Origin of the sequence: Celeribacter ethanolicus, assembly GCF_001550095.1 — a bacterium.
Taxonomy (GTDB): Bacteria; Pseudomonadota; Alphaproteobacteria; order Rhodobacterales; family Rhodobacteraceae; genus Celeribacter; species Celeribacter ethanolicus.
In genome coordinates this window covers 1-23,335 of the sequence record NZ_LRUC01000030.1, presented here as the reverse complement: position 1 = coordinate 23,335, position 23,335 = coordinate 1, and the positions used below count along the sequence as shown (strand labels likewise).

General features: G+C 60.0%; 18 protein-coding genes and 1 tRNA gene. 18 read left to right on the top strand and 1 reads right to left on the bottom strand.

Going from position 1 to position 23,335, the window contains the following annotated elements; translation table 11 throughout:
- The first annotated feature begins 1 nt into the window (after position 1).
- The 13 genes from tuf (NH195_RS11940) (at position 2) to rpoC (ending at position 16,563) form a co-directional block, all read left to right on the top strand.
- A complete protein-coding gene (gene tuf, locus NH195_RS11940; RefSeq protein WP_066707018.1) occupies positions 2-1,177 on the top strand; it encodes an elongation factor Tu in 1,176 nt (391 codons plus the stop codon).
- Positions 1,178-1,575: 398 nt separating this feature from the next.
- The gene (locus tag NH195_RS11935; protein WP_155846167.1) at positions 1,576-2,919 is read left to right on the top strand and encodes a tetratricopeptide repeat protein; all 1,344 of its coding nucleotides are present in this window, start codon (positions 1,576-1,578) and stop codon (positions 2,917-2,919) included.
- A gap of 82 nt (positions 2,920-3,001) precedes the next feature.
- Positions 3,002-3,077: transfer RNA gene (locus tag NH195_RS11930), tRNA-Trp, on the top strand.
- A 108-nt stretch (positions 3,078-3,185) separates the two neighbouring features.
- Positions 3,186-3,386 carry a preprotein translocase subunit SecE gene (secE, locus tag NH195_RS11925; protein WP_066707241.1) on the top strand — a complete coding sequence of 67 codons (201 nt, stop codon included), beginning with the start codon at positions 3,186-3,188 and terminating at the stop codon, positions 3,384-3,386.
- Between the two features lie 39 nt (positions 3,387-3,425).
- On the top strand, positions 3,426-4,001 hold the full coding sequence (locus NH195_RS11920; RefSeq protein ID WP_066707239.1) for a pyridoxamine 5'-phosphate oxidase family protein: 576 nt from the start codon (positions 3,426-3,428) through the stop codon (positions 3,999-4,001).
- Positions 4,002-4,164: 163 nt separating this feature from the next.
- Positions 4,165-4,698 (top strand): transcription termination/antitermination protein NusG, encoded by a 534-nt coding sequence (gene nusG / locus NH195_RS11915; RefSeq protein ID WP_066707236.1) that lies wholly within the window; start codon positions 4,165-4,167, stop codon positions 4,696-4,698.
- A gap of 125 nt (positions 4,699-4,823) precedes the next feature.
- Positions 4,824-5,273 carry a 50S ribosomal protein L11 gene (rplK, locus tag NH195_RS11910; RefSeq protein ID WP_066707233.1) on the top strand — a complete coding sequence of 150 codons (450 nt, stop codon included), beginning with the start codon at positions 4,824-4,826 and terminating at the stop codon, positions 5,271-5,273.
- Positions 5,273-5,971: a 50S ribosomal protein L1 gene (gene rplA / locus NH195_RS11905; RefSeq protein ID WP_066707231.1), complete on the top strand. Its 699-nt coding sequence runs from the start codon at positions 5,273-5,275 to the stop codon at positions 5,969-5,971. The genes rplK and rplA overlap by 1 nt, the downstream gene beginning before the upstream one ends.
- A gap of 228 nt (positions 5,972-6,199) precedes the next feature.
- On the top strand, positions 6,200-6,628 hold the full coding sequence (locus NH195_RS11900) for a DUF3592 domain-containing protein (RefSeq protein WP_155846166.1): 429 nt from the start codon (positions 6,200-6,202) through the stop codon (positions 6,626-6,628).
- 283 nt (positions 6,629-6,911) lie between these two features.
- Positions 6,912-7,427, top strand: coding sequence for a 50S ribosomal protein L10 (gene rplJ, locus NH195_RS11895; RefSeq protein ID WP_066707226.1), 516 nt, complete (start codon positions 6,912-6,914; stop codon positions 7,425-7,427).
- Between the two features lie 69 nt (positions 7,428-7,496).
- Positions 7,497-7,871: a 50S ribosomal protein L7/L12 gene (gene rplL / locus NH195_RS11890; RefSeq protein ID WP_066707223.1), complete on the top strand. Its 375-nt coding sequence runs from the start codon at positions 7,497-7,499 to the stop codon at positions 7,869-7,871.
- A 251-nt stretch (positions 7,872-8,122) separates the two neighbouring features.
- Complete coding sequence (gene rpoB / locus NH195_RS11885) at positions 8,123-12,259, top strand: DNA-directed RNA polymerase subunit beta (protein ID WP_066707221.1); 4,137 nt, start codon at positions 8,123-8,125, stop codon at positions 12,257-12,259.
- 56 nt (positions 12,260-12,315) lie between these two features.
- Positions 12,316-16,563: a DNA-directed RNA polymerase subunit beta' gene (gene rpoC / locus NH195_RS11880; protein ID WP_066707218.1), complete on the top strand. Its 4,248-nt coding sequence runs from the start codon at positions 12,316-12,318 to the stop codon at positions 16,561-16,563.
- A 94-nt stretch (positions 16,564-16,657) separates the two neighbouring features.
- On the opposite strand, the gene NH195_RS11875 is transcribed toward rpoC, so the two are convergent.
- The gene (locus NH195_RS11875; protein WP_066707215.1) at positions 16,658-17,650 is read right to left on the bottom strand and encodes a glycosyltransferase family 2 protein; all 993 of its coding nucleotides are present in this window, start codon (positions 17,648-17,650) and stop codon (positions 16,658-16,660) included.
- 125 nt (positions 17,651-17,775) lie between these two features.
- Between NH195_RS11875 and NH195_RS11870 the strand changes: the two genes are divergently transcribed.
- The 5 genes from NH195_RS11870 to tuf (NH195_RS11850) all read left to right on the top strand — a co-directional run bounded on the left by NH195_RS11870 (position 17,776) and on the right by tuf (NH195_RS11850) (position 23,183).
- Positions 17,776-18,672 (top strand): DMT family transporter, encoded by an 897-nt coding sequence (locus NH195_RS11870; protein ID WP_081423910.1) that lies wholly within the window; start codon positions 17,776-17,778, stop codon positions 18,670-18,672.
- A gap of 271 nt (positions 18,673-18,943) precedes the next feature.
- Positions 18,944-19,315 carry a 30S ribosomal protein S12 gene (gene rpsL, locus NH195_RS11865; RefSeq protein WP_008204009.1) on the top strand — a complete coding sequence of 124 codons (372 nt, stop codon included), beginning with the start codon at positions 18,944-18,946 and terminating at the stop codon, positions 19,313-19,315.
- 12 nt (positions 19,316-19,327) lie between these two features.
- Positions 19,328-19,798 (top strand): 30S ribosomal protein S7, encoded by a 471-nt coding sequence (rpsG, locus tag NH195_RS11860; protein ID WP_066707212.1) that lies wholly within the window; start codon positions 19,328-19,330, stop codon positions 19,796-19,798.
- Between the two features lie 23 nt (positions 19,799-19,821).
- Positions 19,822-21,939, top strand: coding sequence for an elongation factor G (gene fusA / locus NH195_RS11855; RefSeq protein WP_066707209.1), 2,118 nt, complete (start codon positions 19,822-19,824; stop codon positions 21,937-21,939).
- 68 nt (positions 21,940-22,007) lie between these two features.
- Positions 22,008-23,183 (top strand): elongation factor Tu, encoded by a 1,176-nt coding sequence (tuf, locus tag NH195_RS11850; protein ID WP_066707018.1) that lies wholly within the window; start codon positions 22,008-22,010, stop codon positions 23,181-23,183.
- The last annotated feature ends 152 nt before the right edge of the window (positions 23,184-23,335 follow it).

Here is a 23,335-nt window from a genome sequence, read left to right as displayed (position 1 = left end):
TATGGCTAAAGGTAAGTTTGAGCGTAACAAACCGCACGTCAACATCGGCACGATCGGCCACGTTGACCACGGCAAGACCACTCTGACGGCAGCGATCACCAAGTACTTCGGTGACTTCAAAGCCTATGACGAAATCGACGGTGCGCCGGAAGAGAAAGCCCGCGGGATCACGATCTCCACGGCCCACGTGGAATACGAGACCCCGAACCGCCACTACGCGCACGTCGACTGCCCCGGCCACGCCGACTACGTGAAGAACATGATCACCGGTGCGGCCCAGATGGACGGCGGTATCCTGGTTGTGAACGCGGCTGACGGTCCGATGCCGCAGACCCGTGAGCACATCCTGCTGGCCCGTCAGGTCGGCGTGCCGGCTCTGGTGGTGTTCCTGAACAAAGTGGACCAGGTCGACGACGAAGAACTCCTGGAGCTGGTCGAAATGGAAGTTCGCGAACTTCTGTCCGAATACGACTTCCCGGGCGACGATATTCCGATCATCGCGGGCTCCGCTCTGGCCGCTCTCGAAGGTCGTGACCCGGAAATCGGCGAGAACAAGATCCGCGAACTGATGGAAGCCGTCGACGCCTATATCCCGGAACCCGAGCGTGCGATCGACCAGCCGTTCCTGATGCCGATCGAAGACGTGTTCTCGATCTCCGGTCGTGGGACTGTTGTGACCGGCCGTGTGGAACGCGGTGTGATCAACGTGGGCGACGAGATCGAAATCGTCGGCATCCGCGACACCAAGAAAACCACCTGTACCGGTGTTGAAATGTTCCGCAAACTGCTCGACCGCGGTGAAGCCGGCGACAACATCGGCGCGCTGCTGCGCGGTGTGGACCGTGAAGGCGTCGAGCGTGGTCAGGTTCTGTGTAAACCGGGCTCCGTGAACCCGCACACCAAATTCGAATCCGAGGTCTACATTCTGACCAAGGAAGAAGGTGGCCGTCACACCCCGTTCTTCGCGAACTACCGTCCGCAGTTCTACTTCCGTACGACGGACGTGACCGGGACCGTTGTTCTGCCGGAAGGCACGGAGATGGTGATGCCGGGCGACAACCTGAAATTCACGGTTGAGCTGATCGCCCCGATCGCGATGGAAGAAGGTCTTCGCTTCGCCATCCGCGAAGGCGGCCGCACCGTGGGTTCGGGCGTGGTGTCCAAAATCATCGCCTGATCAGCTTTGCTGATTAAGAAATAGAAAGGGCCTCCATCGGGAGGCCCTTTTTGTTTCGGGGCGATGACAGCGACGGTGTTACCCGCAGAGCGACAGTGCAAGCGTCGGGTGGCAGTTGGCTTTGCAAGGCAAAGGCAATGAGAACCCAAGGCTGGAGAGAAAGAAACTCTGACCGGTGGGAGGCAGTGTCTTTTGCTTGCAAAAGATCATGAGACCCCACCCCGGTTGAGAAAAGAGAAGGGCGTCCCATACCGGGCGCCCTTTTGTGTCGGTTCGAGGGGGGGGGCGACGGCGGCCGCGACGATGACGCTCTAGGTGTCGGGTGGTTGCGGTGCAGGTTGACGTTGGCGAGAGAGCTCAGGTAGCCTGATCGCGAACATTCTGGACGGCAGGTTATTTTGCGCATTCCATTTCGGCCAATCGTCACGCTCCCCGGTGCACTGGGGCTTTGCCTGTTGCTGTCGGCAGGACCGGCTGCGGCCTCTCCGCTGATCACCGGTTCAGAGGAGAATCATGCGCGGCTCTGTCTCGATTATAGTGATACGCTGGAGCGGATCGCGGCGAATTGTCAGGCCGCGCTCGATATGCCGGGGATCAGCGAGGCAACGCAATTCGACGTTCTGCTGACGCTGGCCTGGGCGCAATACGAGATGGACGAGATGAGTGCCGCGCGCGACGCGCTAAACCAGGCGCGGGGCATCCGGCCTGAGACGGCAGGGGGCTACAATCTCGACGGCTGGTTGCGCGAAGCGGAGGGGGATCTGGCGGGGGCGGAGGACAGTTTCCGCAAGGCCCTTGCCCTGTCGCCCGACGAAGAAGCCTATGCCGGGCTTGCGACCGTGATTTTCACCCAGGATATGGCGCGCGCGGAAGAAGCCATGGGGTATCTCGATCTCGCGCTGCTTTTGGCGCCGGAATATGGCTACGCGCTGCGGGAAAAAGGCTGGCAACTGTTCCAGACCGACGATTATGCGGGGGCGTTGCAGGCCTATGATCGGGCGCTGGGACTCGATCCCGACGACCTCAACGCGCTCTATGTGAAAGCGCGTGTGCTCTTGTCGCTCAATCAGCCCTTCGAGGCGATACAGCTGATTTCCCGCGCGCTCGAGCAGGCACCAGAGAGCGCCTTTCTCTACATGTACCGCGCCATGGCCTTCCGGATGCAGGATTTCAACATGGTGGCTCTGGCCAGTGCGGAAAAGGCAATCTCCCTGAACCCGGAGCTCACGGACGCCCATGTGGAAAAGGCGCGTGCGCTCATGGGGCTCTATCGCTACGGCGATGCGGTGGCGGCGCTGCAAGCGTTGATGGGGACGGAGATGGACAATGGCTATAGCCGCTACTGGTATGCGCTCGCCCTGGCCGATGACGAACAATACGAAGCGGCGGGGGAGGCGATCGAGGTGCTGACCGCCTCCGAGGCTGCCGTGGGAGCAGATTTCGAGCTGAAAGCCTTTGTCGCCATGGCGCTCGATCAGGACGACGTGGCGCAGGAGGCGGTGGAACGCGCCCTGAGTCTCAATCCCGAGCTGTCGCATGCCACCTATTACAAGGCGGTGCTTGCGGTGCGGGCTCATGAGGTGCAGGCGGGCATCGCGGCCTATCGCGCGGCCATGGAAATTGAACAGATCGGCTGGGCGAAAAAGGATTTCATCCGTGAGTTGATCTCGGCGGGCTATGAGGCGGAAGCGCTCGCGCTGGGGCAGAGCGAAGACGCGGCATGGGAAGGCGCGGCACAGTGATCTGCGTGCGAAAACCGCGACGGAAGGGTGTGAAACCCTCTTGCAAACCTTTTCGCCTTCGCGTAGGTCGTGGCTCGGCCTTAGGGGTATAGCTCAGCTGGTAGAGCGACGGTCTCCAAAACCGTAGGTCGCGGGTTCGAACCCTGCTGCCCCTGCCATTTCTCCGGACATTCCGCTCAATATGGACATGCGACGGGCATGCGGGCTTGAAATTGCCGTTCCGCTCGCGTATCTGCGCCGGGTAATCAGAGGTTCAGGACGAAAAGATGGCCACGAAAACCAACCCGATTCAGTTCATCCAGCAGGTGCGCGCAGAGGCGGCGAAGATCGTCTGGCCGACGCGTCGTGAGGTGATGCTGACCACGTTGATGGTGTTCATCATGGCCGCGCTGACCGCGACCTTCTTCTTCCTCGTGGATCTGATCATCCGCACCGGGCTCACCGGGTTCCTGAACCTGTTCGGCTAAGTGGATTTCGGCTATAGGTAAACTCTGGAGGAGTTTCCCATGGCCAAGTTTTTCAAGAGCATCACCGATCCTCTGCGCCGCGTTGTCGAGCGTCAGAGGATTTTCTTTGTGGCGACCGCCGCTGTAGGCGCGCGGGTGAACGTCTCGCCACGCCCGACCGCCGATACGCTCAGGATCACCGGGCCGAACGAGGCGATGTATCTCGACATGACGGGGTCGGGCGCGGAAACCGCGGCGCATCTGCGGGCGGACGGGCGGATGACGATGATGTTCTGTTCCTTCGACGAACAGCCGATGATCGTCCGCTTCTTCGGTACAGGGCGTTCGGTTTTGAAGGGTACGGAAGAGTTCGATACGCTTCTGTCGAATTATTTCGACGGCAAGGATCTTCCGGGCAGTCGCCAGATCGTCGTGATGGCGATCGAGGCAACGCAAAGCTCCTGCGGGTACGGTGTTCCCTTCTTCGACTATACCGGCGAGCGCCCGACCCTGCGCGACTGGAGCGCGCGCAAGGGCGATGCCGGAATTGCCGACTATCTCGCCGAGAAGAACCTCATGTCCCAGGACTGCCTGCCCACCGGGTTCGAGAGCGTGGTCGACGCCCTAAAGGGTTGAACTTGCGTCCGCGAGCGTATAGAGCGGGCGCACTCTCACGAGACGGGCGTGCAGCGATTCGAGTTGCGCGCCGCTTTATTGTTTCGGGGAGCCGTGCTGCAAGGCGCGATGGGAATTAACGAGACCCGGTGCAAACCGGGAAAAGCGAAAAGGCAAAGGCACCATGGCGAAGCGTTGGTATTCGGTGAGCGTTCTCTCGAACTTCGAGAAAAAAGTCGCCGAAGCGATCAAAACGGCCGTGGAAGAAAAAGGCCTTCAGGATCAGATCGAAGAAGTTCTGGTGCCGACCGAAGAGGTCATCGAGGTGCGCCGGGGCAAAAAAGTGACAACCGAACGTCGTTTCATGCCGGGCTATGTGCTCGTGCGCATGGAGATGACGGACCAGGGCTATCACCTGATCAACTCGATCAACCGGGTGACCGGGTTCCTCGGCTCCTTTGGCAAGCCGATGCCGATGCGCGACAGCGAGGTCCAGGCGATCCTGGGCCGTGTCGAGGAAAACGCGGAAACCCCGCGGACCACGATCACCTTCGAGGTCGGCGAGCAGGTCTCCGTCGCCGAGGGTGCTTTCGAGGGCTTCGACGGGATGGTCGAGGAGGTGGACGACGCAAACCAGCGTCTGAAGGTCTCCGTGTCGATCTTTGGCCGGGCCACCCCGGTCGAACTGGAATTCACTCAGGTCAACAAACGGGCCTGAATGAGCGCGGACCTTGTGGTCCGCATTGAGCCGTGGGAGGCGAGGGCGACGCGTCGTCCGGACCAGACCACACAACGAAAGACACTGTGAAACGCGTTTCACAGGAGTTGGAAAGGAAAAGGCCAATGGCTAAGAAACTCGCAGGCAAGATGAAGCTGCAAGTGCCCGCCGGTCAAGCGAACCCGTCCCCGCCCGTGGGTCCGGCACTCGGTCAGCGCGGTATCAACATCATGGAATTCTGCAAGGCGTTCAACGCCAAGACGCAGGATATGGAAGCCGGTGCGCCGTGCCCGACCGTGATCACTTACTACTCCGACAAATCCTTCTCGATGGACATCAAGACGCCGCCGGCGTCCTACTACCTCAAGAAGGCTGCCGGTCTCAAACCCGTCGGCAAACGCAACCGTCCCAAAGGCGCTGCGCTTCCGGGTCGTGAAACCATCGCTTCCGTGACCGTCGCGCAGGTGCGCGAAATCGCCGAAGCGAAGATGAAAGATCTCAACGCCACCGACATCGAAGGTGCAATGCAGATCATCGTCGGCTCCGCGAAATCCATGGGCATCGAGGTGAAGTGATGGCGAAACTTGGCAAACGTACCGTCGCTGCCCGCGCAGCTTTCGCTGGCAAAGAGAACGTCACCGTCGAGGAAGCCGTTGAGCTGATCAAAGCCAACGCGACCGCCAAATTCGACGAGACCGTTGAGATTGCGCTGAACCTCGGTGTTGACCCGCGCCACGCCGACCAGATGGTCCGCGGCGTTGTGACCCTGCCGAACGGCACCGGTAAATCCGTGCGCGTGGCCGTGTTCGCCCGTGGCCCGAAAGCCGACGAAGCGACCGCCGCCGGTGCGGACATCGTGGGCGCCGAAGACCTGATGGAAACCATCCAGGGCGGCACCATCGAGTTCGATCGCTGCATTGCGACCCCGGACATGATGCCGATCGTTGGCCGTCTGGGTAAGATCCTCGGCCCGCGCAACCTGATGCCGAACCCGAAAGTCGGCACCGTGACCATGGACGTCAAAGCGGCTGTCGAAGCTGCCAAAGGCGGCGAAGTGCAGTTCAAGGCTGAAAAAGCCGGTGTCGTGCACTGTGGCGTTGGCAAAGCATCCTTCGATGCCGCCAAACTGGCCGAAAACATCCGCGCTTTCGTGGATGCGGTTCAGAAAGCCCGTCCGACCGGCGCGAAAGGCACCTACATGAAGAAAGTCTCCCTTTCTTCGACGATGGGCCCGGGCATTTCGGTTTCCGTGGACTCCGCGACCGGCAACTAAGTCAGCGTCTCGCGAATGCGATACGCGACGGGCGAAAAGTGTATTTTGTAGAAATGCATGATCGCCTTTCCACTTAGGACAAGATTTGAAAGGCGCTCCGTTTGGGGCGCCTTTTGCTTTCTTGTGCTTTTCTTCGGGGAGAGGCATATCGGGGCCATTATGGCGAACAAAACTTCCCAGCGGCGCAGGCGCAAGCCTTATGAACCCTCGCGTTTCTTGACTTGGGCCATGACGCTTTTCACCCTGATTGGCGTGTTGTTCGCGGTCATCGGGGTCCGACTCCTGGGCGATCCTGCGCGCTTTAAGGCCCATGCGAGAGAGGTTCCGGTTGAAATCGTTGCCTTCATACCGCGCCCGACAACGGGGGCGAAGAATGCTTTCTCTCTTAAGCTGGCTGCCACAGGCCGAGATGGTGAACGTGTTGAGGTCTACGATAATTACGCTCGCATGCGTTGGCCTTATCGTGTGGGGCAGGTTGTCGATGGCTATATGGATGACGCAGACGGTCGGATTGAGACGCCTTTGACATTGTCTGGAGCAAGTCGTTTGGGCGGTGGGCTGTTCTTCTTTCTGGGGACGGGAGGCGCGCTGGTCTGTGGTTTTGTGTTGATCTATGATCTCCGCAACCGTCGGGTTTGGCGGCGAATGCGTCATTAAGCACCAGGCTCTCTCGGAAGGCTTGCACTCTCGATTAATCCCCTCTAAACACCCTCTTGCAGCCCAGCGTGCGATTCGTCGTGCGCTGTTTTGCATTTCGTCCAAGACGGTGGGTGACCGGGATATGCCGGTCATAATTCCTGCCTGAGACGGGAAGACGACAAGTTTCTCCGCAGGCTTGGCCTCGGGCGACTTTGGCGCAGCCCCGTAACGGACTTCGTGCCGGTTCTGGCCGGTAGAATTGAGCCGGGAGGGGAAACTCTCCCATACTTGGAGTAAAACTGTGGATAGAGCACAAAAAGAAAAAATGGTCGAAGAGCTCGGCCAGATCTTTGACAGCTCTGGCGTCGTTGTGGTTGCCCACTACGAAGGTCTCACGGTTGCTGAAATGCAGGACCTGCGCGCGCGTATGCGTGAAGCTGGCGGGTCCGTCCGCGTTGCCAAGAACAAGCTCGCCAAAATCGCCCTCGATGGAAAGCCCTGCGCAAGCGTTGCTGAATTCCTGACGGGCATGACCGTTCTCACCTATTCGGAAGATCCTGTGGCTGCGGCCAAGGTCGCCGATGCTTACGCCAAAGATAACGAGAAATTCGTGATCCTCGGCGGTGCAATGGGTGAAAACGCTCTCGACGTCGCCGGTGTGAAAGCCGTGGCACAGATGCCGTCCCGCGAGGAGCTTATTGCCTCCATCGTTGGCTGCATTGGTGCACCTGCTTCCAACATCGCTGGCGCGATTGGCGCTCCTGCTTCGAACATCGCTGGTATCCTGTCTACGATCGAAGACAAGGCTGCTGCATAAGCAATTAGAGGCCGACGTGGTTGTAAACACACGCGTTGGAACACATCTTAAACGAACGGAAACAGTACAATGGCTGATCTGAAGAAACTTGCAGAAGAGATCGTGGGTCTCACCCTTCTCGAAGCACAAGAACTGAAAACCATCCTCAAAGACGAGTATGGCATCGAGCCCGCCGCTGGCGGCGCCGTGATGATGGCTGGCCCGGCAGGCGACGCTGGTGCCGCTGCTGAAGAGAAGACCGAATTCGACGTCGTTCTCAAAGACGCTGGCGCTTCCAAAATCAACGTCATCAAAGAAGTCCGCGGCATCACCGGCCTGGGCCTCAAAGAAGCCAAAGAGCTCGTTGAAGCCGGCGGCAAAATCAAAGAAGGCATCGACAAAGCCGAAGCCGAAGACATCAAAGGCAAACTCGAAGCCGCTGGCGCGACCGTCGAGCTGGCCTAAGTGCCTCGGCCTCAGGGCCAATGAAATCATGGGCTGGACCGGGACTTTCCCGGTCCAGCTTAACCTGTCTTAGAAAGGGCCTTTGCGCATCCGGCGCGAGAGAAGGTCTTTTCTCAGGAGAGGTTCAAAGGTCGGGAGCCCCCTTTGGGTCGGGGGCAGGAATAGACCGAACCCCTCTGTTTCGTCAGGGCACAGTCTCCGGCACCCAACGGTGATTGTCGCTCGCGAAAATTCGAAAGGTTTAGACGCTTATGGCATCGTCCTTCCTTGGCCAGAAACGGCTCCGCCGCTCTTACGGCAAAATCCGCGAAGTCCTCGAAATGCCGAACCTCATCGAGGTTCAGAAATCTTCCTACGAACTGTTCCTGAAATCCGGTGACGCCGCCGAACCGCTTGACGGCGAAGGCATCAAGGGCGTGTTCCAGTCGGTTTTCCCGATCAAGGATTTCAACGAAACGGCTGTGCTCGAATTCGTGCGCTACGAACTCGAATCCCCGAAATACGACGTCGAAGAGTGCATGCAGCGCGACATGACCTACAGCGCCCCGCTGAAGGTCACGCTGCGTCTCATCGTGTTCGATGTGGACGAGGATACCGGCGCGAAATCCGTCAAGGACATCAAGGAACAGGACGTGTTCATGGGCGATATGCCCCTGATGACGCCGAACGGCACGTTCATCGTGAACGGCACCGAGCGCGTGATCGTGTCCCAGATGCACCGGTCCCCGGGCGTGTTCTTCGACCACGATAAGGGCAAGACCCATTCCTCGGGCAAACTGCTGTTCGCCTGCCGGATCATTCCGTACCGCGGCTCCTGGCTCGATTTCGAATTCGACGCCAAGGACATCGTCTTCGCCCGCATCGACCGTCGCCGCAAACTGCCGGTGACGACCCTGCTCTATGCGCTGGGTCTCGATCAGGAAGCGATCTGCGATGCCTATTACAATACCGTCGATTTCAAGTTGGAGAAGAACAAAGGTTGGGTGACCAAGTTCTTCCCCGAGCGTGTGCGCGGCACCCGTCCGACCTATGATCTCGTGGACGCCGCCACCGGTGAAGTGATCTGCAAAGCGGGCGACAAGATGACCCCGCGCGCGGTGAAGAAGATCATCGACGAAGCTCAGATCACCGAGCTTCTGGTGCCCTTCGAACACATCGTCGGCAAGTTCGTCGCGAAAGACATCATCAACGAAGAAAACGGCGCGATCTATGTCGAAGCCGGTGATGAGCTGACGCTCGAGATGGACAAGGACGGCGACGTGATCGGCGGCTCCCTCAAGGAGCTTCTGGATGCGGGCATCACCGACATTCCGGTTCTCGACATCGACGGCGTGAACGTCGGCCCGTACATCCGCAACACGATGGAAGCCGACAAGAACATGAACCGCGAAACCGCGCTCATGGACATCTACCGCGTCATGCGTCCGGGTGAACCGCCGACCGTTGAGGCCGCTTCGACCCTGTTCGACAGCCTGTTCTTCGACTCCGAGCGCTACGACCTCTCTGCCGTGGGCCGCGTGAAAATGAACATGCGTCTCGATCTGGATGCGCCGGACACCCAGCGCACCCTGCGTCGCGACGACATCATCGCCTGTATCAAGGGCCTCGTCGAACTGCGTGACGGCCATGGCGACGTGGACGACATCGACCACCTCGGCAACCGTCGTGTGCGTTCTGTCGGCGAGCTGATGGAAAACCAGTACCGCGTCGGCCTGCTGCGCATGGAACGTGCGATCAAGGAACGGATGTCCTCCGTCGAGATCGACACGGTCATGCCGCAGGATCTGATCAACGCGAAACCGGCCGCTGCTGCCGTGCGCGAGTTCTTCGGCTCCTCGCAGCTGTCGCAGTTCATGGACCAGACCAACCCGCTCTCCGAAGTGACGCACAAACGTCGTCTTTCGGCGCTCGGGCCGGGCGGTCTGACCCGCGAGCGTGCGGGCTTTGAGGTCCGCGACGTGCACGTGACCCACTACGGTCGCATGTGTCCTATCGAGACGCCGGAAGGGCCGAACATCGGTCTGATCAACTCGCTGGCTACCTTTGCCCGCGTGAACAAATACGGCTTCATCGAGACCCCGTATCGCAAGGTCATCGACGGTCATGTGACCGACGATGTGCAATACATGTCCGCGACCGAGGAAATGCGTCACACCGTGGCGCAGGCCAACGCTGCGCTCGACGCCGCCGGTAAATTCACCGACGATCTTGTGTCCACTCGTCAGTCGGGCGAACACGCGCTGAACCCGCCGTCTTCCGTCGACCTCATCGACGTGTCGCCGAAACAGCTGGTCTCTGTCGGTGCGGCGCTCATTCCGTTCCTTGAAAACGACGACGCCAACCGTGCTCTCATGGGCGCGAACATGCAACGTCAGGCCGTGCCGCTTCTACGCGCGGAAGCGCCGCTCGTCGGCACCGGGATGGAAGCCAAGGTCGCCATCGACTCCGGCGCCGCCATTCAGGCGAAACGTGCCGGGATCATCGACCAGGTCGACGCGACCCGGATCGTGATCCGCGCCACGTCTGACCTGGAGTTGGGTGATGCGGGCGTGGACATCTACCGTCTGCGCAAGTTCCAGCGCTCGAACCAGAACACCTGTATCAACCAGCGTCCGCTGGTGAATGTGGGGCAACGGGTCGAGAAGGGCGAAGTGATCGCTGACGGCCCGTCCACCGATATGGGGGAACTGGCGCTCGGCAAGAACATCATCGTCGCCTTCATGCCGTGGAACGGCTACAACTACGAAGACTCCATCCTGATCTCCGAACGCATCGCGCGTGACGACGTTTTCACCTCGGTTCACATCGAAGAATTCGAAGTCGCTGCTCGTGACACGAAGCTCGGGCCGGAAGAGATCACCCGCGACATTCCGAACGTCGGTGAGGAAGCTCTGCGCAACCTCGACGAGGCGGGCATCGTCTACATTGGTGCTCACGTCGAGCCGGGTGACATCCTTGTCGGGAAAATCACGCCGAAGGGCGAAAGCCCGATGACGCCGGAAGAAAAACTCCTGCGCGCCATCTTCGGTGAGAAAGCCTCCGACGTGCGGGACACCTCGCTGCGTGTGAAACCGGGTGACTACGGCACCGTGGTGGAAGTGCGCGTGTTCAACCGTCATGGCGTCGAGAAAGACGAGCGTTCGCTGCAAATCGAACGTGAGGAAGTCGAACGTCTGGCGCGTGACCGCGACGACGAAATGGCCATTCTGGACCGCAACATCTACGCGCGTCTGAAAGACCTGATCATGGGCAAAGTCATTGCCAAGGGTCCGAAAGGTGTCAAATCCGGTGTGACCGTGGATGACGAACTGCTCGGTCAGTTGTCCCGTGGCCAGTGGTGGCAGCTCGCCCTCGAAGACGAGGACGATGCCCAGATCGTCGAGGCCCTGAACGCTCAGTACGAGGCCCAGAAACGGGCGCTCGAGCACCGGTTCGAGGACAAGGTCGAGAAAGTCCGTCGTGGCGACGACCTGCCGCCGGGCGTGATGAAAATGGTCAAGGTCTTCATCGCCGTGAAGCGCAAGCTTCAGCCTGGCGACAAGATGGCCGGTCGTCACGGCAACAAAGGTGTGGTCTCGCGCGTCGTTCCGATGGAAGACATGCCGTTCCTCGCCGATGGGACCCCGGTCGACTTCTGTCTCAACCCGCTGGGTGTGCCGTCGCGGATGAACGTCGGTCAGATCCTCGAAATTCACATGGGCTGGGCCGCGCGCGGTCTGGGCATCCAGGTGGATGACGCTCTGTCTGAATACCGTCGTTCGGGTGACATGACCCCGGTGCGCGATGCGATGAAATTCGTCTATGGCGAAGAGGTCTACGAAGAGGGCATCGCCGGCATGGACGACGATCTCCTCATCGAGGCGGCGTCGAACATCGTCAACGGTGTGCCGATCGCGACCCCGGTCTTCGACGGTGCGAAAGAGGCGGATATCAACGACGCTCTGCGCCGTGCCGGTTTCGACACCTCCGGTCAGTCCGTCCTCTTCGACGGTCGCACCGGTGAGCAATTCGCCCGTAAGGTGACGGTTGGTAAGAAGTACATGCTGAAACTTCACCACCTCGTCGACGACAAAATCCACGCCCGTTCGACCGGGCCGTACTCCCTCGTCACCCAGCAGCCGCTCGGTGGTAAGGCGCAGTTCGGTGGTCAGCGGTTCGGGGAGATGGAAGTCTGGGCTCTCGAAGCGTATGGCGCCGCCTACACGCTGCAAGAGATGCTCACCGTCAAGTCGGATGACGTGGCCGGTCGTGCCAAGGTCTACGAGTCGATCGTCAAGGGCGAAGACAACTTTGAAGCCGGCGTGCCGGAATCCTTCAACGTGCTTGTCAAAGAAGTCCGCGGCCTCGGCCTCAACATGGAACTCCTGGACTCGGAGGGTGAGGAGTAAGGGCCTCGCGCCCTTACCCTCCCTCCCTTTCCGAGACACTCTGAGGAACTCAATAGATGAACCAGGAACTCACAACCAACCCGTTCAACCCGCTGGCGCAGCCGTCGACGTTTGACGAGATTAAGGTCTCCCTCGCGTCCCCGGAACGCATCCTGTCGTGGTCCTACGGGGAAATCAAAAAGCCCGAGACCATCAACTACCGGACCTTCAAGCCGGAGCGTGACGGTCTGTTCTGTGCGCGGATCTTTGGCCCGATCAAAGACTACGAATGTCTCTGTGGCAAATATAAGCGCATGAAATATCGCGGCGTTGTCTGCGAAAAATGTGGTGTTGAAGTCACCCTCCAGAAAGTGCGTCGCGAGCGCATGGGTCACATCGAGCTGGCCGCTCCCGTCGCGCACATCTGGTTCCTGAAATCGCTCCCGTCCCGGATCGGCCTCATGCTCGACATGACGCTGCGCGATCTGGAACGCGTGCTGTATTTCGAAAACTACGTGGTGATCGAGCCGGGTCTGACGGACCTCTCCTATGGTCAGATGATGACCGAAGAAGAGTACATGGACGCGCAAGACCTCTACGGTATGGACGCATTCGAAGCCGACATCGGCGCCGAAGCGATCCGCAAGATGCTTGCCAACATTGATCTGGAGTCCACCGCAGAACAACTGCGCGAAGACCTCAAAGAGGCAACCGGCGAGCTCAAGCCCAAGAAGATCATCAAGCGTCTGAAAATCGTCGAGTCCTTCCTCGAATCCGGCAACCGTCCGGAGTGGATGATCCTGACCGTGATCCCCGTGATCCCGCCGGAGCTTCGCCCGCTGGTGCCGCTCGATGGTGGCCGTTTCGCGACCTCCGATCTCAACGACCTTTACCGTCGTGTGATCAACCGGAACAACCGTCTGAAACGCCTGATCGAGCTGCGTGCGCCGGACATCATCGTCCGCAACGAAAAGCGGATGCTGCAAGAGTCGGTTGACGCTCTGTTCGACAACGGCCGTCGTGGCCGCGTCATCACCGGTGCGAACAAACGCCCGCTGAAGTCGCTCTCCGACATGCTGAAAGGCAAACAGGGTCGTTTCCGTCAGAACCTTTTGGGTAAACGCGTCGACTTCTCCGGTCGTTCGGTCATCGTGACCGGTCCGGAGCTGAAACTGCACCAATGTGGTCTGCCGAAGAAGATGGCGCTCGAACTGTTCAAGCCGTTCATCTACTCGCGGCTTGAGGCCAAAGGTCTGTCTTCGACCGTAAAACAGGCGAAGAAGCTGGTTGAAAAAGAACGTCCGGAAGTTTGGGACATCCTCGACGAGGTGATCCGCGAACACCCGGTGTTCCTCAACCGCGCTCCGACCCTGCACCGTCTCGGCATTCAGGCGTTCGAACCCACGCTGATCGAAGGCAAAGCCATTCAGCTGCACCCGCTCGTGTGTTCGGCCTTCAACGCCGACTTCGACGGGGACCAGATGGCTGTTCACGTGCCGCTGTCGCTGGAAGCTCAGCTTGAAGCCCGCGTCCTGATGATGTCGACGAACAACGTGCTGTCGCCGGCCAACGGCGCGCCGATCATCGTTCCGTCGCAGGATATGATCTTGGGCCTTTATTACATCACCATGCAGCGTGATGGGATGAAGGGCGAAGGCATGGTCTTCTCCGACATCGAGGAAGTCGAATACGCCCTGACCGCCGGCGAAGTGCACCTGCACGCCAAGATCACCGCGCGGATCAAGCAGATCGACGAGCACGGTCAGGAAGTTTGGGAGCGTCACGAGACGACCCCGGGCCGTCTGCGTCTCGGCACCCTGCTGCCTCTGAACGCAAAAGCGCCGTTCTCTCTCGTGAACCAGCTTCTGCGGAAGAAAGACGTGCAGCGCGTCATCGACACCGTCTACCGTTACTGCGGTCAGAAAGAGTCGGTGATCTTTTGTGACCAGATCATGTCGCTCGGGTTCAAAGAGGCGTTCAAGGCCGGGATTTCCTTCGGCAAGGACGACATGGTGATCCCGGACACCAAGTGGACCATCGTCGATGGCACCCGCGATCAGGTGAAAGACTTTGAACAACAGTACATGGACGGCCTGATCACTCAGGGCGAAAAGTACAACAAAGTCGTCGATGCCTGGGCCAAGTGTAACGACAAGGTCACCGAGGCGATGATGAACACCATCTCGGCGCCCAAGTACGACGAGACCGGTGCCGAACAGGAACCGAACTCGGTTTACATGATGGCCCACTCCGGGGCCCGTGGTTCCGTGACCCAGATGAAACAGCTGGGCGGGATGCGCGGCCTGATGGCGAAACCTTCGGGTGAGATTATCGAAACGCCGATCATCTCGAACTTTAAAGAAGGTCTGACCGTGCTCGAGTACTTCAACTCGACCCACGGTGCGCGGAAAGGTCTGTCGGATACGGCGTTGAAAACGGCGAACTCCGGTTACCTGACCCGTCGTCTCGTCGACGTGGCGCAGGACTGTATCGTGCGCGAAGTCGATTGTGGCACGGATCGTGCCGTGACCGCCGAAGCCGCCGTCAACGACGGTGAGGTCGTGGCAACTCTGGCCGAGCGTATCCTCGGTCGTGTGTCCGCCGATGACGTTCTGCGTCCGGGCACCGATGAGGTGCTTGTGTCCAAGAACGAGCTGATCGACGAACGCAAAGCCGACGCCATCGAGGCGGCCGGTGTTGCCTCCATGCGCATCCGCAGCCCGCTGACCTGCGAGGCCGAAGAGGGCGTCTGTGCGGCCTGTTACGGTCGTGACCTGGCCCGCGGCACCATGGTGAACCAGGGTGAAGCGGTCGGCATCATCGCGGCTCAGTCCATCGGTGAACCGGGTACGCAGCTGACGATGCGGACCTTCCACATCGGCGGCGTGGCCCAGGGTGGTCAGCAGTCCTTCCAGGAAGCCAACCAGGAAGGCAAGATCGAGTTCCGTGAAGCGAACCTGCTTGAGAACAAGCACGGCGAGCAGATCGTCATGGGCCGCAACATGAAACTTGCGATCATGGACGAAAACGGGGTCGAGCGCGCCTCCTACAAACTCGGCTACGGCACGAAAGTGTTCGTCACCGAGGGCCAGACCATCGGCCGTGGCGTGAAGCTGTTCGAATGGGACCCGTACACCCTGCCGATCATCGCGGAGAAAACCGGTAAAGCGAAATTCGTCGACCTCATCACGGGCCTGTCCGTGCGTGACGAGACCGATGACGCAACCGGGATGACCCAGAAAATCGTGTCCGACTGGCGCTCTGTGCCGCGCGGCGGCGATCTGAAGCCGGAGATCCTGATCCTCGATGCAGATGGCGAAGTGCTGCGCAACGAAGCCGGGAACCCCGTGACCTATCTGATGTCCGTGGACGCCATCCTCTCCATCGAGGACGGTCAGGACATTCAGGCCGGTGACGTGGTTGCGCGTATCCCGCGTGAAGGTGCGAAGACCAAGGACATCACCGGTGGTCTGCCGCGTGTGGCCGAACTGTTCGAAGCCCGTCGCCCGAAAGATCACGCGATCATCGCCGAAATCGATGGTTACGTGCGCTTCGGCAAGGACTACAAGAACAAGCGTCGCATCACGATCGAACCGTCGGACGACACCAAGGAACCCGTCGAATACATGGTGCCGAAAGGCAAGCACATCCCGGTGGCCGAAGGCGACTTCGTGCACAAGGGTGACTACATCATGGACGGCAACCCGGCGCCGCACGACATCCTTGCCATCATGGGCGTCGAAGCACTGGCGAACTACATGATCGACGAGGTGCAGGACGTCTATCGCCTGCAAGGTGTGAAGATCAACGATAAGCACATCGAAGTCATCGTGCGCCAAATGCTGCAGAAATGGGAGATCTCGGACTCGGGTGACACCACGCTGCTCAAAGGCGAAGCGGTCGATAAGGTCGAGTTCGACGAAGCCAACGCGAAAGCCGAAGCCAAGGGCGGGCGTGCCGCGAAAGGTCAGCCGATCCTCCTCGGGATCACCAAGGCCTCGCTGCAAACCCGCTCCTTCATCTCGGCGGCGTCGTTCCAGGAGACCACCCGTGTTCTCACCGAGGCGTCCGTTCAGGGCAAACGCGACAAGCTCGTGGGTCTCAAAGAGAACATCATTGTGGGTCGTCTGATCCCGGCCGGCACCGGTGGCGCCACCCAGCGCGTCCGCCGCATTGCCGCCGAGCGCGACAACGTGGTGATCGAGGAAGCCCGTGCAGAGGCCGAAGCCGCTGCACAACTGGCGGCCCCGGTCATGGATGTGATGGGCGACGACGCGGAAGACACGCTCTTCGTCGACACCCCGGAAGGCTCCTCCGACGAGTAATCCGACCGGATCGAAAAACGAAAGGCCCTGCGGAAACGCGGGGCCTTTTGGTTTTCAAGCGTGGGTTCGTTGGCGGCAGTGCGTTGATGTCAACTCAACCGGCCCCCTCGCTTTGATGAAACAGCCACCGGGGATCGTCCTGCGCCTCGAACCCATGCACCGCCGCCAGCCGTTCGACGTAATCCATGCAGCACAGGTGATGCAGCCGCATCAGCTCCGGCTCACGGGAGAACTCGCCATAGACCGCATCGAAGCGATCCGTGTATTTCAACGCGCTCTCGTCCAGTTCCTCGTTGCGGTTCTTGCCGCGAAAGAACGTCTCCGTGTAGCGATCCTTGCCCGCAACGGTGGATTTCGTCCCCATCTTGAGCGCGAAGCTCTCCCATGTGCGCGAGGCGTAATGGTTGAGCTGGGCGTATTCATGGGTGATCCAGCGGGACTGGGTCATCATCACCGGGCTGTCTTTTGGATGATAGCGCCGCATTGTCGCCCCGTCGCAGCGTTTGAGCTGGTTGGGCGGTATGCCCCAGGCCCCCTTGCCGCGCCAGCCTTTCGGGGAATGCACCCCAAGTCGCCAGAAATCCGTCGGCCAGCGCACCAGCGTTTTGAAAAACACATTGCCCTTGTGGCGGCGCTCGGAAGTTCTGAGGAAACGGCGGTGGGTCGGAACGTCTTCCCATCGCAGATAGCCATTGTCGCCAAAGCAGCGCCAGTGCACGGCGATGGCATGGGTCTCCGTCATATCGAATTGCGCCAGAAGATCGTCGAGCAGCCCGTCGCCGACATGCACCACGAGAAACTCGTCCACGTCGATGTTGAACACCCAGTCCGCTGCCCGGATCCGGGGGTGTGTCGACATGAGTTTCAGCGTGGTCTGTTTCACCGGGCGCTCGGGGTCGGGCACATAGGGCACGGCGGTCAGCACGCCTGCGGCATCGAGCGCCTGCAACAGCTCCGGCGAGTGATCGGTGCAGTCGTTGTAGAACACAACCAGATGATCGAAACCCAGCATGAGATACCACGCCACCCACTCAAGGATGAACGGCCCCTCGTTGCGCATGGTCGTGACGACGAGACGTTCTCCCATTTCCGATTACCCTTTACCCGAACTTTCGGTTCACTATGCATGGCCCCGTCGTCAGGGCAAGACCGGCACATGTCCTCTTCCCAGAGGCCGCGCACGATGATAGCGGGGAACGGAAAGGACGCCTCATGATCACCATGCTCTCACGCCTGCCCGACAACACCCGTGGTGCGGTGCTCATGTCGCTGTCCATGGCGGCCTTCACCACCAACGACAGTTTCATGAAGGGCGTACTCACCGAGGTGCCGATCTTTCAGGCGCTGTTTTTGCGGGCGGTGCTGAATCTCGTGATGCTCTATCTCGTGCTCGCGCCGGTCATCGGGCCGGTGCGCTTCGATCTTGCGCGGCGGGACTGGGTGTTCGTCATCCTGCGCTCGCTGGCCGAGGTGGGCGCGTCGCTGTGTTTCCTTACGGCGCTCAAACATGTGCCGCTCGCCAATGCGACGGCGATCATGCAGACCATGCCGCTGTCGATCACCATCGCGGGCTGGCTGCTGTTTCGCGATGCCCTGGGCTGGCGGCGCATGGTGGCGATCTTCATCGGCTTCTTCGGCGTGCTGATGATCGTCCAGCCGGGCACGGACGGGTTCAGCGCCTATGGGCTCTGGGCCGTGGCGGCGATGCTCTGTGTCACGGTGCGCGACATCATCGTGCGCAAGATGCATGAGAGCGTGCCCAATTCGACCGTGACCTTCGGCGCCATCGTGGCGGTGGGCATCGTGACGGGGATTCTGTCGCTTGGCATCGACTGGGTGCCGATGACGGTGAAAACCTCCGCGCAGCTCTTCGGCTCGGCCGCCTGCGTGCTGGCGGGCTATGTGCTTTCGGTTGCGGTGATGCGGGTGGGTGAGATGTCCTTCATCTCTCCGTTTCGTTACACCGCACTGATCTGGGCGCTGGTGATCGGCTTTTTCGCCTTCGGGGAATGGCCGAACCTTCTGGCGCTTTGCGGGGCCGGGACCATCGCAGCGACGGGGATCTATACCGTGTTGCGCGAGGCGCGGATGAAACGCCGGGCGGGGTAGAGGCGGCGGCTGTTGACAAGCGGGTCGACTCTACCTATACCGCGCCCCATCCGGCTCAGGGTCTGACTCTGTTTGCCGACTCTCAAATCGTAGTGATCAAGATGCGGGCCACTTTGAGGCCCACATCCTCTGGGAACTCACCGCGTCGTTCGCCTCGGAATGGGAACGATTGCGGGTTTTCGTGTTATGCGCATGTCGCCTGACACAATCATCGTAATCGCCCCGGCAAAAGCCGAGGTTCACAGAAGTCTAGGAAACGGGAAAGAGCCCTATGCCGACGATTCAGCAGCTGATCCGCAAACCGCGTCAGCCCAAACGTAAGGTTTCCAAGTCGCAGCACTTGGAACAATGCCCTCAGAAGCGCGGCGTCTGCACGCGCGTCTACACCACCACCCCGAAGAAACCGAACTCCGCTATGCGGAAAGTTGCGAAGGTCCGCCTGACCAACGGTTTCGAGGTCATCTCCTACATCCCGGGTGAAAGCCACAACCTTCAGGAACACTCCGTGGTTCTGATCCGCGGCGGCCGGGTAAAAGACCTTCCGGGTGTGCGTTACCACATCCTCCGCGGTGTTCTCGACACCCAAGGCGTCAAAGACCGTAAACAGCGTCGTTCGAAATACGGCGCGAAGCGTCCGAAGTAAGGAGATCTCAGAATGTCTCGTCGTCACGCCGCTGAGAAGCGCGAAGTCCTGCCCGACGCCAAATATGGCGATCGCGTGCTGACCAAATTCATGAATAACCTGATGATCGACGGCAAAAAGTCGGTCGCAGAGAAAATCGTCTACAACGCGCTCGATCGCGTTGAGTCGAAACTCAAAAAAGCTCCGGTGGAAGTCTTCCACGAAGCCCTCGACAACGTGAAACCGTCCGTCGAAGTGCGTTCCCGCCGTGTGGGCGGTGCCACCTACCAGGTGCCCGTCGAAGTGCGTACCGAGCGTCGCGAAGCTCTGGCCATCCGCTGGCTGATCAACGCGTCCCGTGCCCGCAACGAGAACACGATGGAAGAACGTCTTGCCGGTGAGCTGCTCGACGCGGTAAATGGCCGTGGCGCTGCTGTCAAAAAGCGCGAAGACACCCATAAGATGGCCGACGCCAACAAAGCGTTCAGCCATTACCGCTGGTAACAAAACCGAAGGACACGAGCCCAATGGCACGCGATTATCCCCTCGACCGGTACCGCAACTTCGGTATCATGGCGCATATCGACGCTGGTAAAACCACCACGTCGGAACGCATCCTCTACTACACCGGGAAGTCCCACAACATCGGTGAGGTGCACGACGGTGCAGCCACCATGGACTGGATGGAGCAGGAGCAGGAACGCGGCATCACCATCACTTCCGCTGCGACGACCACCTTCTGGGAACGCACCGAAGACGGTGAAAACGCCCAAACCCCGAAGCACCGCTTCAACATCATCGACACTCCCGGTCACGTGGACTTCACCATCGAGGTGGAACGTTCGCTCGCCGTGCTCGACGGTGCGGTTGCCGTGCTCGACGCCAACGCCGGCGTTGAGCCGCAAACCGAAACCGTGTGGCGTCAGGCCGACCGCTACAAGGTTCCGCGTATCGTGTTCGTCAACAAGATGGACAAGATCGGCGCTGACTTCTTCAACTGCGTGCGCATGATCGAAGACCGTACCGGCGCCCGTCCGGTTCCGGTTGCGATTCCGATCGGTGCCGAAACCGAGCTCGAAGGTCTTCTCGACCTCGTGCTGATGAAGGAATGGCTCTGGAAAGGCGACGACCTCGGCGCATCCTGGGTTCTCGAAGACATCCGTCCGGAGCTTCAGGACCAGGCCGACGAATGGCGTGGCAAAATGATCGAAGCCGCCGTCGAAATGGACGACGACGCGATGATGGCCTACCTCGAAGGCGAAGAGCCGGACGTTCCGACGCTCCGCGCGCTGCTCCGCAAGGGCTGCCTGTCGATGTCCTTCGTGCCGATGCTCGGCGGTTCCGCGTTCAAGAACAAAGGCGTGCAGCCGCTTCTGAACGCCGTGATCGACTACCTCCCGTCCCCGCTGGATGTCCCGGATTACATGGGCTTCAAACCGGGCGACGAGGAAGAGGTGCGTAACATCCCCCGCCGTGCGGACGACGATATGCCCTTCGCCGGTCTCGCGTTCAAGATCATGAACGACCCGTTCGTGGGCTCGCTGACCTTCACCCGGATCTACTCCGGCGTGATGAACAAAGGCGACAGCATCCTGAACTCCACCAAAGGTAAGAAAGAGCGCATCGGTCGTATGATGATGATGCACTCCAACAACCGTGAGGAGATCGAAGAAGCTTTCGCTGGCGACATCATCGCTCTGGCCGGTCTGAAAGACACGACCACCGGTGACACGCTCTGCGACGCCAAAGATCCGGTCGTGCTCGAAACCATGACCTTCCCGGATCCGGTGATCGAGATCGCGGTCGAGCCCAAAACCAAGGGTGACCAGGAGAAAATGTCCGCAGGTCTGGCGCGTCTTGCCGCCGAAGACCCGTCCTTCCGCGTCGAAACCGACCTCGAGTCCGGTCAGACCATCATGAAGGGTATGGGCGAACTTCACCTCGACATCCTCGTCGACCGTCTGAAGCGCGAGTTCAAAGTGGAAGCCAACATCGGTGCGCCGCAGGTGGCTTACCGTGAGACCATCTCCCACAAGATCGAGCACTCCTACACCCACAAGAAACAGTCCGGTGGTTCCGGTCAGTTCGCTGAGGTGAAGCTGGAGATCGTTCCGACCGAGCCGGGCGAAGGCTACTCCTTCGAATCCCGTATCGTCGGCGGTGCCGTGCCGAAGGAATACATCCCGGGTGTTGAAAAAGGCATCAAATCCGTGATGGACTCCGGTCCGCTCGCGGGCTTCCCGGTGATCGACTTCAAAGTGGCGCTCCTCGACGGTAAGTTCCACGACGTCGACTCCTCGGTTCTGGCGTTCGAAATCGCGTCTCGTATGTGCATGCGTGAAGGTCTCAAAAAGGCCGGCGCGAAACTGCTCGAGCCGATGATGAAAGTCGAAGTCGTGACCCCGGAAGAATACACCGGCGGCATCATCGGCGACCTCACCTCCCGTCGTGGGCAGGTGACCGGCCAGGAACCGCGCGGCAACGCGGTGGCGATCAACGCCTTCGTGCCGCTCGCCAACATGTTCGGCTACATCAACACCCTGCGCTCCATGTCCTCGGGCCGTGCGCAGTTCACGATGCAGTTCGACCATTACGAACCGGTGCCGAGCAACATCTCGGAAGAAATCCAGGCGAAATACGCGTAAGCGTCGCCTCAGCCCAACGCGGGGGTCGGATGCTCCGATCCCCACACTGAATTAGACAGGAGGCCTCTATGGCTAAAGGTAAGTTTGAGCGTAACAAACCGCACGTCAACATCGGCACGATCGGCCACGTTGACCACGGCAAGACCACTCTGACGGCAGCGATCACCAAGTACTTCGGTGACTTCAAAGCCTATGACGAAATCGACGGTGCGCCGGAAGAGAAAGCCCGCGGGATCACGATCTCCACGGCCCACGTGGAATACGAGACCCCGAACCGCCACTACGCGCACGTCGACTGCCCCGGCCACGCCGACTACGTGAAGAACATGATCACCGGTGCGGCCCAGATGGACGGCGGTATCCTGGTTGTGAACGCGGCTGACGGTCCGATGCCGCAGACCCGTGAGCACATCCTGCTGGCCCGTCAGGTCGGCGTGCCGGCTCTGGTGGTGTTCCTGAACAAAGTGGACCAGGTCGACGACGAAGAACTCCTGGAGCTGGTCGAAATGGAAGTTCGCGAACTTCTGTCCGAATACGACTTCCCGGGCGACGATATTCCGATCATCGCGGGCTCCGCTCTGGCCGCTCTCGAAGGTCGTGACCCGGAAATCGGCGAGAACAAGATCCGCGAACTGATGGAAGCCGTCGACGCCTATATCCCGGAACCCGAGCGTGCGATCGACCAGCCGTTCCTGATGCCGATCGAAGACGTGTTCTCGATCTCCGGTCGTGGGACTGTTGTGACCGGCCGTGTGGAACGCGGTGTGATCAACGTGGGCGACGAGATCGAAATCGTCGGCATCCGCGACACCAAGAAAACCACCTGTACCGGTGTTGAAATGTTCCGCAAACTGCTCGACCGCGGTGAAGCCGGCGACAACATCGGCGCGCTGCTGCGCGGTGTGGACCGTGAAGGCGTCGAGCGTGGTCAGGTTCTGTGTAAACCGGGCTCCGTGAACCCGCACACCAAATTCGAATCCGAGGTCTACATTCTGACCAAGGAAGAAGGTGGCCGTCACACCCCGTTCTTCGCGAACTACCGTCCGCAGTTCTACTTCCGTACGACGGACGTGACCGGGACCGTTGTTCTGCCGGAAGGCACGGAGATGGTGATGCCGGGCGACAACCTGAAATTCACGGTTGAGCTGATCGCCCCGATCGCGATGGAAGAAGGTCTTCGCTTCGCCATCCGCGAAGGCGGCCGCACCGTGGGTTCGGGCGTGGTGTCCAAAATCATCGCCTGATCAGCTTTGCTGATTAAGAAATAGAAAGGGCCTCCATCGGGAGGCCCTTTTTGTTTCGGGGCGATGACAGCGACGGTGTTACCCGCAGAGCGACAGTGCAAGCGTCGGGTGGCAGTTGGCTTTGCAAGGCAAAGGCAATGAGAACCCAAGGC